Origin of the sequence: Bdellovibrio sp. (genome assembly GCF_036384735.1) — a bacterium.
Lineage (GTDB): Bacteria > Bdellovibrionota > Bdellovibrionia > Bdellovibrionales > Bdellovibrionaceae > Bdellovibrio.
In genome coordinates this window covers 51,323-63,673 of the sequence record NZ_DASVLT010000026.1, presented here as the reverse complement: position 1 = coordinate 63,673, position 12,351 = coordinate 51,323, and the positions used below count along the sequence as shown (strand labels likewise).

Annotated in this window: 14 protein-coding genes; 8 read left to right on the top strand and 6 right to left on the bottom strand. The window is 44.8% G+C overall.

Features of this window, described 5'->3' with window-relative positions; translation table 11 throughout:
* Positions 1-19: 19 nt before the first annotated feature.
* Both VF412_RS07760 and VF412_RS07755 read right to left on the bottom strand, forming a co-directional pair.
* Entirely contained in the window at positions 20-433 is a 414-nt protein-coding gene (locus tag VF412_RS07760) for a cytochrome b562 (protein WP_331338656.1), read from the bottom strand.
* Between the two features lies 1 nt (position 434).
* Positions 435-1,040 carry a hypothetical protein gene (locus tag VF412_RS07755; protein ID WP_331338655.1) on the bottom strand — a complete coding sequence of 202 codons (606 nt, stop codon included), beginning with the start codon at positions 1,038-1,040 and terminating at the stop codon, positions 435-437.
* A gap of 108 nt (positions 1,041-1,148) precedes the next feature.
* On the opposite strand from VF412_RS07755, the gene VF412_RS07750 reads away from it, so the two are divergent.
* From VF412_RS07750 to VF412_RS07735, 4 genes are all read left to right on the top strand, one after another.
* On the top strand, positions 1,149-1,961 hold the full coding sequence (locus VF412_RS07750) for a TIGR02147 family protein (RefSeq protein WP_331338654.1): 813 nt from the start codon (positions 1,149-1,151) through the stop codon (positions 1,959-1,961).
* A gap of 87 nt (positions 1,962-2,048) precedes the next feature.
* Entirely contained in the window at positions 2,049-2,609 is a 561-nt protein-coding gene (locus VF412_RS07745; RefSeq protein ID WP_331338653.1) for a YceI family protein, read from the top strand.
* A gap of 2 nt (positions 2,610-2,611) precedes the next feature.
* On the top strand, positions 2,612-3,703 hold the full coding sequence (locus VF412_RS07740) for a hypothetical protein (protein ID WP_331338652.1): 1,092 nt from the start codon (positions 2,612-2,614) through the stop codon (positions 3,701-3,703).
* On the top strand, positions 3,672-4,394 hold the full coding sequence (locus VF412_RS07735) for a hypothetical protein (protein ID WP_331338651.1): 723 nt from the start codon (positions 3,672-3,674) through the stop codon (positions 4,392-4,394). The genes VF412_RS07740 and VF412_RS07735 overlap by 32 nt, the downstream gene beginning before the upstream one ends.
* Positions 4,395-4,461: 67 nt before the next feature.
* On the opposite strand, the gene VF412_RS07730 is transcribed toward VF412_RS07735, so the two are convergent.
* From VF412_RS07730 to pheS, 4 genes are all read right to left on the bottom strand, one after another.
* On the bottom strand, positions 4,462-5,046 hold the full coding sequence (locus tag VF412_RS07730) for a MerR family transcriptional regulator (protein ID WP_331338650.1): 585 nt from the start codon (positions 5,044-5,046) through the stop codon (positions 4,462-4,464).
* Positions 5,012-5,350, bottom strand: coding sequence for an integration host factor subunit alpha (locus VF412_RS07725; protein ID WP_349258999.1), 339 nt, complete (start codon positions 5,348-5,350; stop codon positions 5,012-5,014). Before VF412_RS07725 ends, VF412_RS07730 begins: the two co-directional genes overlap by 35 nt.
* Before the next feature lie 169 nt (positions 5,351-5,519).
* The gene (gene pheT, locus VF412_RS07720) at positions 5,520-7,970 is read right to left on the bottom strand and encodes a phenylalanine--tRNA ligase subunit beta (protein WP_331338648.1); all 2,451 of its coding nucleotides are present in this window, start codon (positions 7,968-7,970) and stop codon (positions 5,520-5,522) included.
* Positions 7,967-8,992 carry a phenylalanine--tRNA ligase subunit alpha gene (gene pheS, locus VF412_RS07715; RefSeq protein ID WP_331338647.1) on the bottom strand — a complete coding sequence of 342 codons (1,026 nt, stop codon included), beginning with the start codon at positions 8,990-8,992 and terminating at the stop codon, positions 7,967-7,969. The genes pheT and pheS overlap by 4 nt, the downstream gene beginning before the upstream one ends.
* A 110-nt stretch (positions 8,993-9,102) precedes the next feature.
* On the opposite strand from pheS, the gene rsmG reads away from it, so the two are divergent.
* The 4 genes from rsmG (at position 9,103) to VF412_RS07695 (ending at position 12,351) form a co-directional block, all read left to right on the top strand.
* Positions 9,103-9,969 (top strand): 16S rRNA (guanine(527)-N(7))-methyltransferase RsmG, encoded by an 867-nt coding sequence (gene rsmG / locus VF412_RS07710; protein WP_331338646.1) that lies wholly within the window; start codon positions 9,103-9,105, stop codon positions 9,967-9,969.
* Positions 9,970-10,034: 65 nt separating this feature from the next.
* The gene (locus VF412_RS07705) at positions 10,035-11,153 is read left to right on the top strand and encodes a helix-turn-helix domain-containing protein (protein WP_331338645.1); all 1,119 of its coding nucleotides are present in this window, start codon (positions 10,035-10,037) and stop codon (positions 11,151-11,153) included.
* Positions 11,150-11,581, top strand: coding sequence for a hypothetical protein (locus tag VF412_RS07700; protein ID WP_331338644.1), 432 nt, complete (start codon positions 11,150-11,152; stop codon positions 11,579-11,581). Before VF412_RS07705 ends, VF412_RS07700 begins: the two co-directional genes overlap by 4 nt.
* A gap of 11 nt (positions 11,582-11,592) precedes the next feature.
* Positions 11,593-12,351, top strand: a complete 759-nt coding sequence (locus VF412_RS07695; RefSeq protein ID WP_331338643.1) for an RNA methyltransferase — start codon at positions 11,593-11,595, stop codon at positions 12,349-12,351.

Here is a 12,351-nt window from a genome sequence, read left to right as displayed (position 1 = left end):
CTCTCCCTTTCCGTTAAGCCTACGGATTGTATTTGTCGTGACCTTCGTGTCTGATATCAGTAATTTTCTGCCAAACAGCTGCTGCAGAACTATTATCATTTGCCGCAAAGTCTTGAGCCAATTGAGTCGTTAAATCAATCTCTTGCTGAATCAAACTTTGAAAATCAGCCAGAGCCGCTTGCTGTTGATCTGCAGGAACATCTGCAACTCCATCAGCTGCTTGATTGTACACCACTTTAAACAAGTCGACCATTTGAGCTGCACGACTGGCATTATCTTGATTTTTCGTGGAATCGCTAATTGTCGCATTGATCAATTTCGACAAAGATCCCAATTGTTTCATATTGTCTTTCAAAGAGCCCGCTACTTCTTGAGCGAAACCAACAGTTGGCAACAAGATAGCTACTAAAGACGCGATTAAAAATTGACGCATATTATTTTCCCTCAACGTTATTGTTTTCACAACCTTCCACCTCTAATGGAGGTAGAGCTAGTTGCTGTAAATCATTTAAAGCTTGTTTTTGAATAATCACGGCTTCTGTTTCCCCTAAGCCCATGACCTCAGTGTATTCATGAGCCATCAACGCCGCCGCCTGGATCGGCAATGATTCAGGCAGGACCTTATGAGAAAGAGCATAAGAGCTCACACAGAAGCGATCCGGCTCAAGGCTTGCAACACTTGCATCTACAGGGTTCAATGAATAATCGTAGCAAGGTCCATAATCACGTACGTGAGGATGAACTGTATCCAGCACTTCCGTAACGTTGTTGTTCTCGAAAATCTTTTTATAGACAGCCATGACATCCGCTGGCGCCGTCCCTTTCAAATATTCTTCTTCGGCATTCGCGAAGAAGATATGAGCATACAGTTTTGAAGCACGGACAATGTGCTCGGCCTTTTCTGAATCTAAAATGATTTTGGGATTTTGAGGATTTAGAACATTTCCTCCGCCGCCACTGACTCCACCTTCTCGAAATGGCAGTGCTTGGGCAAAACACGATAACAATGTGATAACCGCGATAAGAGTGCTTTTAGGCATTAGAGCCTCCCATTGGCCAGAGTTTTAATTTCATCACTCTTGACTTGCAAGGATATTTAATTAAAAAAACAACGGGAAAATTTAATAAAATTAAATTTTGGAGATCCTATGTCACACCTGTCTATATTCGAATATAAAGACTATAAAGAGTTTATCCTCAGTTGGATTAACCGAGGCCCTCTCAAAGGCCGCGGACTGCGTAAACAGCTTGCCGATGCCATTGGCTGCCAAACAGCGTTTATTACACATGTTTTAGCGGGTCCCCATCACTTCAGTCTCGAGCAAGCTGAAGCTTGTGCACGATGGATGCAACTGACTGAATCTGAATCCGAGTTTCTTCTTTTACTGGTGATGCGCAAACGTGCCGGATCCAAAGGGCTTGAAAAAGTTTTCCAAAAGCAGATTTCGCAAAAGCGCGAAGAACATAGCGTCCTTAAAAAGCGTGTGAATATTTCAGATACGCTATCCCTTGAAGACCAGGCCACTTATTATTCCAGCTGGCACTTTGCCGCGATCCACATAGCTTTGCTCAATCCAGCTCTTCAATCATTAGATAATTTACAACGCTACTTTCAGCTGCCGGCTGGCACCCTGCAATCAACCTTAGAGTTTCTGCTTTCCAGAGGACTTATAAAAATGGAGCGCGGCAATTATAAAGTGCTAAAACCGGCACTGCATCTTGAGGTGTCCTCGCCTTTGGTGACACATCATCATACGCAATGGCGCTTAAAATCCATTGAAGCCTCGAGCAAAAAAAACATCGAAAATCTGCATTACTCAGGAGTGATTTCCCTTTCGCAGGATGATTTCGAGTGGGTGCGGGAAAAGCTTTCGCAACTTCTTAAAGATGTCGTGGATCGACTCGCAAACTCCCCTGACGAGAAGCTTGCGTGCTTGAATTTCGATTGGTTCCAAATTTAATAAAATTTAATTTTAACCTTATATTTTTAGTAAATAACAGTAGCCCCCTCGAAATCCACCCATTATTTTTCGTCTTGAGGGGGTATTATGAAACGCATCTATTTTCCAGTTATCACTATTCTTGTTGGACTGTCGCAGCTTGCTTTTGCAAGCACAAAACTTGTCACCCAAGATGAAAAAAGCCATCTAGAGTTTTTAGCAATCGGCAGACCTGCAATGATTCGCATTAAAGGCGAGGCAAAAGGTCCCCATGGGAACGTTGATCTGAACGACGGCAAAGTCACTGGTAAGTTCACACTTAAGTTGGATGATTTATCCACTGGCATCGACATGCGTGATCGCCATATGAAAGAGAAATATCTAGAGACTCAGAAGGCGCCCGTCGCTGAACTTTCTATTGATAACTTAAGCTTGAAGAACCTGAACAAAGTTTCTGACGTTCCATTCGAAGGCACTCTGAATCTTCATAATGTTAGCAAAAAAGTTTCCGGTATTGTCAGTATGGAAACGGAAGGTTCAAATAAACAGGTTGATGCCAATTTTAAATTGCACCTCAGTGACTTCGGAATTTCAATCCCAAGTTACGCAGGCTTAACCGTTGCTGATGAAGTTCAAGTCACTCTAAAGATTGAATTAAAACCGGAATAGTTATGAAACTCATTGCAATACTTCTAATCTTCTTGGGAACGTGCACGGCTCATGCGTTCCCTGAAATGATCCGCTATGGCTATGTGAACTGCACGGCCTGTCACGTTTCTCCCGCAGGAGGTGGGGTCCTGACACCTTATGGCCGAGGTCTTTCATCTGAAGTTCTCAGCACCTGGGGCAGTGAAAAAGAAGCTCAATTCCTACATGGGGCCTTGCCTATGGAAAAGGTGCAAGATTGGCTTCTAGTCGGCGGTGATTATCGCGGCCTTCAGTATCACTACGAAAACGACAAGGTCAAAGACGGAGAATGGATCAACATGCAAGGGTTGATCGAAGCCGCAGTCAAATTCAAAAATTGGACCTTAAATATCGCTGCGGGAAAATTTGACCAAGAAGGTGTTTGGACTCCGGAAACGACAAGATACTACGTCATGGATCAAATCAATGACTATGTCTCGGCACGAGTCGGAAGATTTATTCCTCAGTTTGGTTTAAATATCCCAGAACACATTTCACCGACGCGCGAGTTCTTGGGCTTCGGAGCCTATGACGAGCGAGACGCCGCGGAACTCCAATACGCTGATGAAAATTGGACTACCACGGCCTCTTACAGCAAAGCTCCGAGTGATCACCCGGATTCAGATGAAACCGCTGTCTCTATTAGAGTAGAAAAAGTTTTCGCCGATACCTTCAAGCCCGGCTTCAGCGCCTGGAGAGGAGAAAACAATCAGTTCTCTCGTCAGATTTATGGATTGCACGGCTTATTTGGCTTTACAAAAAAACTATTTTTACTCAGTGAAGTCGACTGGCAAGAGCAACATCTAAAGAGCTCTCATACAATTCAACACTCGGCCGTCGCCTATCAAAAGTTGGGATACGAACTCTATAAAGGAGTCGTAGGTTTATGTTTGGCCGACGGAGAACTCAGCACTCTGGAAGATCCAGCGACACAAATTTATCACTATGGTTTAGGTGTACAATTTTTTCCTCGACCTCATTTTGAAATCGAAACTGCATGGACTTTAGAACATGCGCCTCAAACAACTTCCGTGGAGAGCAATTATGCGTGGATTTTACTTCATTATTATCTTTAGTTCGATATTGCTGGGTGCCTGCAGTTATCATGAACTCAAGGGCAGCCAAACCAAAAGCTTGCAACAAACATTCAACGACACACAAATGGTTGACGCTACGACAGTTCAACAGTCCGTACTTTTTGCATGCGCACGATGCCACTCCGGCACTAATCAACCCTACCTTGGAACAACGGCGGATATAGAGCGTAATATCACGAAGGTTCAGAAGGAGGTCACCAGTAATGCCATGCCACCTTCGGACTCTGGCTATACTCCTTTAAGCAACTGTCAAAAAGACATCTTGGCAAAATGGATTGCTGACGGATTTCCGATCAACTCTTCTGTCAAAGTCCTGGATTTGCCTTCATGTGCTGCTGACAATTCTACGCCACCCGCAAATCTTCCGATCTTGTCCATGCCTCTCAATTATCAAACTTTAACAACAGAAATTTTGCAGCCGAAGTGCCTTCATTGCCACAACTCCAACAGCAGTGACCCGGATGCCTCAAAAATTTTGTTGTACCCTTTCGACAAGATGGTTGCGCATAAGAATTTATTAGGACCAGACTCGGCCCATAGTAAACTTTATCGAATTGTTTCAAGAACTGATGATGAGCGCATGCCGCCACCAGAGGATTCAGTTCCTCTATCAGCAGACCAGCAAGAGTTCATTAAAAGATGGTTGGATAAAGGACATCCTGAAAAATAAACGTCTAAAAAAAGAAAGCCACCCCAAGGTGGCTTTCTTTTTCAACTCAAACGTCATTTAAATTCAATTATAAAAACATCTGACGAACGCGACGGATGTCAGCAACAAGATCGTCAACAGCTCCGTTGACATGATCCAACTTAGTGAAAACTTGGCTCATGTCTTTTTCTTTGCGCACGTGAGCTTTCAATTCTTTCATCGCATTTCTTGCGCCTTCAATTGAAAAACGATCTCGGTGCAAAAGCTTTCTGATCAACAATGCATTTTCAACATCTTTACGAGTGTACATGCGTTGGTTGTTCGAAGCTTTTTTAGGACGAAGAACGTCGAACTCTGTCTCCCAGTAACGAAGCACGTACTGCTTGATACCTAGGATCTCAGCAACGTCCCCGATCTTGAATCCCATTTTATTTGGGATGGCATTGATCTCTTCCAGAAGTTTGTCATCACAAAGCATTGCTGGAATAGAAACCGGTGCCGTCGTTAAAGATTCTGCATTTACATCAGCATCCTCAACAAACTCAAGGTGTTGGTCGCCCAAATCAAGTTCCGTGTTATCGAAACTCATTTGTTCATCAACGACAGACACGTCCATGCTGTCGTTTTCCACCTGCGGATTATTCATCGTCGCCGTAGTCATCATCGTCGTCATCTTCATCATCCTTGAGATGCGCGTACTCTTCACCGTTCAGCATCGCTTTTAAAACTTGCGACGGACGGAACGTAAGAACACGACGGGCTGAGATTTTGATTTGTTCGCCGGTTTGCGGGTTGCGACCGATACGCTCGTTCTTCCCACGCACGACAAAGTTACCAAAACCAGAAATCTTAACCTTTTCACCATTTTGCAAAACATGCTTCAAGGTATCGAAGCAGAGTTCAACCAACTCAGATGCTTCTTTCTTCGAGAATCCGATTTTTTGATACACATTCTCGACGATATCGGCCTTCGTCACAGTTGATTTACCTAAGTTTTGGCCAGCCATAGTGATCCTTCACTCCATTAATTTTAGCGGTTCCCGCTTTCGCGGAAGTTGCTTCAGCTTGCGCGCCTACCGGCACTTCAGCTTTGCCGGCATCCGCCGACTCTTCAAGCGTAACAAGTTCCTTAATACAATCAAGAATTTATCTCACAGAAAGATCAAAATTCTTTTTCAAGCTCTCAAGGACCTTCGTAGTCACCTCGTTGATTTGATTTTCTTGCAGCGTGCCATTCTTATCCTGAAGCCACAAACGAATAGCAACAGACTTCTTCCCCGCTTCCATTTTATCGCCTTCATAAGAGTCGAACACGTCAACATTCAATAACAAACCAGAAGCGGCCTTGCGGATGTCTTTCAAAACATCGCCGACTTTCAAAGTCTTCGGCATCACAAACGCAAAGTCGCGCTCGACCACTGGGAATTTCGAAACACTTTGAATACGGTACGGACGAGGTTGACCTTTATACAATTGATCCAAGTCAAACTCGCCGATCGCGGCAGGAACACGGATCTTATTGTCATCCAAAAGAACTGGATGAAGAGTTCCGATGAAACCTACTTTCTTACCTTCAACCAAAAGTTGAGCATACTGACCTTGGTGCATGAAAGCAGGAACTTCTGAAGCTCCTGCAGCCGGCGTCACCCACGTGTAAGAAGAAATATTCAACGTTTTCAAAAGAGCTTCAACCGTTGCCTTAAGTTCAAACACAATCGGATAGTGCAAAGACTTATTCCAGAGATTGTCGTTCTTACCCCACAATGCAAAACCCAAGTGAGCACTTTCACCGTAAGCGCCGTCTTCTTTTACAGAGAACGTGCTACCGATTTCAAACAAACGCCCCATCATATTGCCATAGTGGAAGTTGGTATTCAGATTTTTGAACAAACCAAAACTCAAAGTCGATCTCATCACGTCCATTTCCTCGTTCAGAGGATTCATGATGCGAATTTCTTTCTCGCTGATCGCAAAGCCCGCCGCTTTCAATGTGCTGATGTTACCCGTAAAGGCTTTTTCAGCTTTTGAACCAACAAAGGCAAAGTTGAACGCTTGCTGATAACCTTCCGCACGAACCACATCACTTGTCGAGCGATTCAGCATGAAAACTTTGTCGTGATTTGACGGAGCTTTCGCAAATGTCGGCAACGTTTCTGGAATGTGTTCGTATCCATTCAAACGCGCATACTCTTCAACCAAGTCCATGTCTTGCTCAAGGTCAAAGCGGAATGTCGGTGGAAGGATTGAATAAGTTGCTCCAGAACCGCTGACTGCCGTCACTTGGCAGCCCAAACGCTTCATGAAGTCTACGAACTTGTCCTCTAAAGCCTCATAACCCAAGCGATCTGAGACTGTTTGCACAGAGATCGTCACGGGATTTTTCTTCACTGGGTTTGGATAGAAGTCATGAGGGTCGCCGAAGGCCTCGCCACCGGCCACTTCCAAAATCAAAGCGGTCGCACGATTTAAACCGCGCAAAGCTCCGTCCGGATCTACACCGCGAGAGAAGCGGTAAGCAGAATCAGTATCGATACCATGAGAACGAGATGTCTTACGGGCACTCATTGGAATAAAGTAAGCGCTCTCTAGGAAGATATCAGCAGTCGCTTCACTCACACCCGAGTTTTTGCCACCGACAACACCCGCCAAACAAACCGGATGAGAAGCATCACGGATTGTGAGTTCTTCACCAGTCAATTTAATTTCAGTGCCGTCCAAAGTAATGAACGATTCACCAGCAACAGCACGATCCACAACGATCTTTTTGCCGCCGATAAAATTCGCATCAAAGGCATGCAATGGCTGTCCTAATTCCATCATCACATAGTTCGTCACATCGACGATGTTATTGATGGAATTAAGTCCAACGCTTTCGATACGTTTCTTCAACCAAGCCGGAGAAGGTCCTACCTTCACACCTTTGATGAATCGGCCCGTATAACGAGGACACAAATCAAAAGCTTTCACATCAAGGGCAATGGCAGATTTCGTCGATTGCGTTGAAGTTTTTGGTGCAGATTCAGGAGCCTTTAACTCTTTGCCTGTTAAAGTTGCAACTTCACGGGCAAGACCGAAGTGACTCAAGCAATCCGCACGGTTCGGAGTCACCTTCAATTCGAAAGTGATATCGTCATAGCCTGCATACTCTGCGTAAGGTTTCCCCACAGGAGCCTCCTTCGGCAGAATCTCGATACCGTCAGATTCTTTCGCCAAGCCCAACTCTTTCAAAGAGCAAAGCATGCCTGCAGAATCCACACCACGAACCGCGGATTTTTTAATCGCGAAATTTCCTGGAAGAACCGCTCCTGGTAAAGCAACGATCACATTATCGCCCGCTTTGTGGTTTTGTGCTCCACACACGATTTGATGAACAACATCGCCTGTAGAAACCCGGCACAAGGACAGCTTGTCTGCATTAGGATGTTTATCTTTTTCTAAGATGTGACCAACCACAACGTGATTGAAATCTTTTGCTAGGTTTGTGATTTCTTCAACCTCGAGACCTGCTCGAGTCAAAGCTTCCGCGAGTTCTTCTGGCTTAGTGAAGAACTCTTTCACATCTACATAATCTTGAAGCCACTTTAAGCTAATTTTCATTTGATGAACTGCCTTAAGAAACGAACGTCATTTTCAGGGAACAAACGGATGTCTTCGATGCCGTACTTGATGATGGCCATACGCTCGACACCAAATCCGAATGCGAAACCTTGGTATTTTGGATACTCAATCTTAGCAGATTGGAACACCTTTGGATTCACAAGACCGCAACCACCGATTTCAATCCAACCAGACTGTTTACACAGACTGCACCCCTTGCCTTTACAAATTGGGCAAGAGCAATCCACTTCCGCAGAAGGTTCTGTGAATGGGAAAAAGCTTGGGCGGAAACGAGTTTTCAAACCAGGTCCGAAGTACTCGCGCACGAAGAAGCTGATGGTGCCTTTTAAATCTGCCATCGAGATTTTCTCATCCACGCACAAAGCCTCAATCTGATGGAAGTTCGGCAAGTGAGAAATATCAGAGTCACAACGGAACACTGGGCCCGTGCCGATCACACGAAGTGGCAACTCTTCAGTTTCCAACGAGTGAATTTGAATTGGCGATGTGTGAGTTCTCAAGACGTGAGTTTTATCGATGAAGAAAGTATCTTGCATATCACGCGCAGGGTGATCCGCAGGAATATTCAACGCTTCAAAGTTGTAGTAATCTTTTTCGATCACAGGTCCCGTGCGAACGCTGTAACCAATGCGCGACATGATTCCAAAGATCTCGTCGATCACCATGTGCACCGGATGTTGCGAGCCTTTGTTGCGAACAAAGCCCGGCAAAGTCATATCCAACTCTTCCGCTGCCATTTTCGCAGAGATTTCTGATTTCTTCAGAGACTCCTCAGCTTCGGTATAGGCAGCTTCAAGAACCTGCTTCACTTCATTGACCTTTTTACCAAACAGAGGTTTTTCCTCTTTTGGCAAAGAAGCCATTTCTTTCATGATCTCTGTCAGGGAACCACTTTTACCAAGATATTGAACTTTCAGATCGTAAAGTTCCTTGGTGCCCGGAGCCGCTTTAAAAGCCGCCAGGGCGCTCTCTTTGATGGAATCTAGTTTCGTTAATGACATAGGCGTTCATAGTGGCCTGAAAAGACTGGCTTTTCAAGGACTTGAGCTTTTTCACACAGCGCAAAAAAGGCTTGAGCTTTAAGGGCTTTAACTCTATCTTCGCCCCCTCTATGGCGCACAAGAACCAAAATAACTACAGTCCCTATAAAGCAAGGCAGGAAGCCCGTAAAAAAGACGGCAAATCAGCTGCCCAAGCACCTTCTAATCAGGGACGCCATAAAAAACCTGAAACTATCTATGAACTTCATGAGGCCAACGATCGCTTGGCAGATGTCTTCCGTAATCATGGCTTCGATATGGTTAGCCATGAACAACGCTTAAAACTTGCGCACTTTTATCGTTTGCTGATGCTGAATCAGGAAAAAGAGAACTTCACTCGCCTGCTAAAACTTCGTGATATTGCCATTAAGCACTTCATCGATAGCATCATCATCTTGAAGCACACCGAACTGAAATTTCCTTTGATCGACGTGGGCACAGGCCCAGGATTCCCAGGCATTCCGCTGAAAATCATGTTCCCTGAAGAGAAAATCTTATTGGGCGAGGGAGTGCAAAGACGTGTGGAGTTTTTGAAACACGTGCGCTCTGAAATGAAACTCAAAAACCTTGATATTATCGGTCGCAATATCAATAAGCACTTCGTTTACCCTGTGAATGGCGTCATCACTCGTGCGGTGGAAGATATTGGAAACACTTTAGGCAATGTGATTAGCTGTCTAAATATTGGCGGTCGGGTTTATTTCATGAAGGGTCCTGGGGTTGATCCCGAGATCGAAATGGCGAAAAAGAACTGGGGCGAGTATTACAAGCTCGTACAAAACGTTCCTTACACTTTGCCACAGACCCCTCACGAGCGTCGCTTAGTTGTTTATGAAAAAATTAAGCACATGCCATTGCCAGAAGATGACGAAGGCGAAGAGCTTTTGATGGACGAACTTTCTGGGGATGAAAAACGCCGTTGGTCTGCCTACAGGTAATATTTCTTGTAAGCCTTTTTAAGATTTGACACCCTTCGGGGCCAGGATTATCTCTGCCCCCTCACATGGCGAAAACAGACAATTCTCAACTTAAAATTGCGAAGCTTGAGTATCACAAAGGTGACTTTGTAGAGGCGTCGTTGTCTGCGAAAAAAGCCGCGCAAGAAACCCTGGCACAGGGACAATTCGCCGATTGGCTTGAGGCCTTGCGTATCCTTCTGCAATGCTGTTTTGAGCTTGATTCCTTGTGCCACTTCGAAACTTGGATGACTCCCCTTCAACAGTTTAATGACAGCACTTCGGACAATTCTTTGAAGGCTTCGGCTCATCACTTGATTGCTCACTACCAGATTTTAAAGCGCAACGAGGATGCAGAAAAAACTCTCTCCTACGCTATGGCGCTAAGCACTTTGAGCCAAAATTTGGAATGCCTTGCTCGCTGCTTTGCTTTAGCGGCGACCCTGCACGCACGCCAAGACAATATTCCAAAAGCACTGGAGTACTTGGACAAACTCGACATTATGATCAAGGAATTATCTTTAGATGATTTGCTGATCACATCCCTGGTAGTCCGCTCTTACGCACACAGCAGTCGTCGTCAATTTGATCGCGCCCAAGAGTTAATCTGGCAAGCCTACGAGCGCGCCGGTCAACATGGCCATCAGCTGGCAATTCCATCGATCCTGGCGCAAATTGCTCACCTTCATCGCGAACAAGGCGCTTTGGATTTATATCAAATGTACGCTGAACTTGCGATGCGCGGTATAAATGAACTTCGTCATCCACGGTTGCATCGCGAAATTTCTCAATACTGCACTTTCACTCCGGCAAAAGCGATCCACTCGTTTGATTTTGTTTTGGATGAGGCTCAAAACCAATTGCACGAAAAAGAAAAAGGCTATCTGGATTTCCGCAATCAGCACATTCTGCTCGAACTTGCGATTTTATTCCTAAAAAATCCAGGGACCCGTTTTAGCAAAGAAGATTTGATCGAGATCATTTGGAAGCAAGCTTATGATCCTGATATCCATGACAACTTGATTTATGTTTCCATCAAACGCTTGCGTCTTTTGCTGGAACCGAACTCTGAAAGCCCGAAATATATCCTGCGGGACCGTAAAGGTTACTACCTGACAGCGCAAACACAGGTCCAAATTAAAAATCGTGAGGAGACGAAAGCATGAAATGCTTACTGATTTTCCTAAGTCTATTCATTTTAGCCATCGCATCCATTGGCCATACTCATCCCGGTGGTCCGGTGATTCCTCCGTGGCCTGTGAGCATTTCAACTCAACCCCTGATTATTGAAGATCTGCCTGGCGAATGGATTGCCTACGATCACAACACAATTTGGTTCATCCAAATCGAACTTGATGCCAACGGCAGAGGTCTTGCTTCCATTCACATGCAAAGCAACGCCATTCGCACTCACAAAGTTGACGGCTGGTTGGCTCCGCAAGAAAACTCTCTTTCTGGAGAGCTGAACTTCGACGGCCAACATTCTGTGAAAGTTATGATCTTCCGCGACTATGAGGGGACAAAGCTTCGCATTGCAGCTGCTCACGATTCATATTACGATTTGAAACTCTATAGACGCGAACAGAACAACTAAGGATTTGCCCCGTGAACGAGATCACTTCAAAAACAAATGAACATTTTAAAAGATGGAGTGATCTTTCCTCTTCCCGTGGAATTAAGAAGCACAATGAATTTATCTTGATGGGCGAAAAGCTGATTGAAGAATTCTTGAAAAATCCGAACTTCAAGGTAAAGGCCGAGATCATTCACGAAGATCTTCGCTCTGTGACGCCTACTTCTGCAGCCGCCAAATTTGGTCGTATTCCTGTTTTCAAATTACCTAAAGGTCTATTTAATGAATTGGATGTCGTCGGCACGCACTACAATCTCTTGGTTCTTGAGCCCAAAGCTATCGAAAATTTGCCAGAAGGTCACACGGCAGAAGGTCTTGAACTGATTTGCCCATTGGGTGATCCTGGAAATTTAGGGGCCCTCGCTCGTTCGGCTTTAGCATTTAAAGTAAGCAAATTACTTTTGACTGATGAAAGCTGTTCACCTTATCACCCGAAGGCGATCAAAGCTTCTGCGGGTGCTTTGCTAAAATTACCTTTGTACAAAATTGGCAAATTAACTGACTACGTGACTGGCAATGAAAGGATTTGGGCCTTGGATATGAAGGGCGAAAATGTCGCAAACTTCAAATGGCCCAAAAACTTGCAGCTTGTTATAGGCGAAGAGGGTCCCGGCTTCAGCGGCACAAAGGGCCTCCAAAGACTTTCAGTTCCGACTCAAGGAGTTGAATCTTTGAATGCCACAGTGGCTGCTTCCATCGCCCTCTTCACTTATGCAAACTCAACCAAATAA

Excerpts from the sequence above, each read along its gene's own strand:
- VF412_RS07760 (WP_331338656.1), bottom strand. The coding sequence starts at position 433 with ATGCGTCAATTTTTAATCGCGTCTTTAGTAGCTATCTTGTTGCCAACT.
- VF412_RS07755 (WP_331338655.1), bottom strand. The coding sequence starts at position 1,040 with ATGCCTAAAAGCACTCTTATCGCGGTTATCACATTGTTATCGTGTTTT.
- VF412_RS07750 (WP_331338654.1), top strand. The coding sequence starts at position 1,149 with ATGTCACACCTGTCTATATTCGAATATAAAGACTATAAAGAGTTTATC.
- VF412_RS07745 (WP_331338653.1), top strand. The coding sequence starts at position 2,049 with ATGAAACGCATCTATTTTCCAGTTATCACTATTCTTGTTGGACTGTCG.
- VF412_RS07740 (WP_331338652.1), top strand. The coding sequence starts at position 2,612 with ATGAAACTCATTGCAATACTTCTAATCTTCTTGGGAACGTGCACGGCT.
- VF412_RS07735 (WP_331338651.1), top strand. The coding sequence starts at position 3,672 with ATGCGTGGATTTTACTTCATTATTATCTTTAGTTCGATATTGCTGGGT.
- VF412_RS07730 (WP_331338650.1), bottom strand. The coding sequence starts at position 5,046 with ATGACGACGATGATGACTACGGCGACGATGAATAATCCGCAGGTGGAA.
- pheT (WP_331338648.1), bottom strand. The coding sequence starts at position 7,970 with ATGAAAATTAGCTTAAAGTGGCTTCAAGATTATGTAGATGTGAAAGAG.
- pheS (WP_331338647.1), bottom strand. The coding sequence starts at position 8,992 with ATGTCATTAACGAAACTAGATTCCATCAAAGAGAGCGCCCTGGCGGCT.
- rsmG (WP_331338646.1), top strand. The coding sequence starts at position 9,103 with ATGGCGCACAAGAACCAAAATAACTACAGTCCCTATAAAGCAAGGCAG.
- VF412_RS07705 (WP_331338645.1), top strand. The coding sequence starts at position 10,035 with ATGGCGAAAACAGACAATTCTCAACTTAAAATTGCGAAGCTTGAGTAT.
- VF412_RS07700 (WP_331338644.1), top strand. The coding sequence starts at position 11,150 with ATGAAATGCTTACTGATTTTCCTAAGTCTATTCATTTTAGCCATCGCA.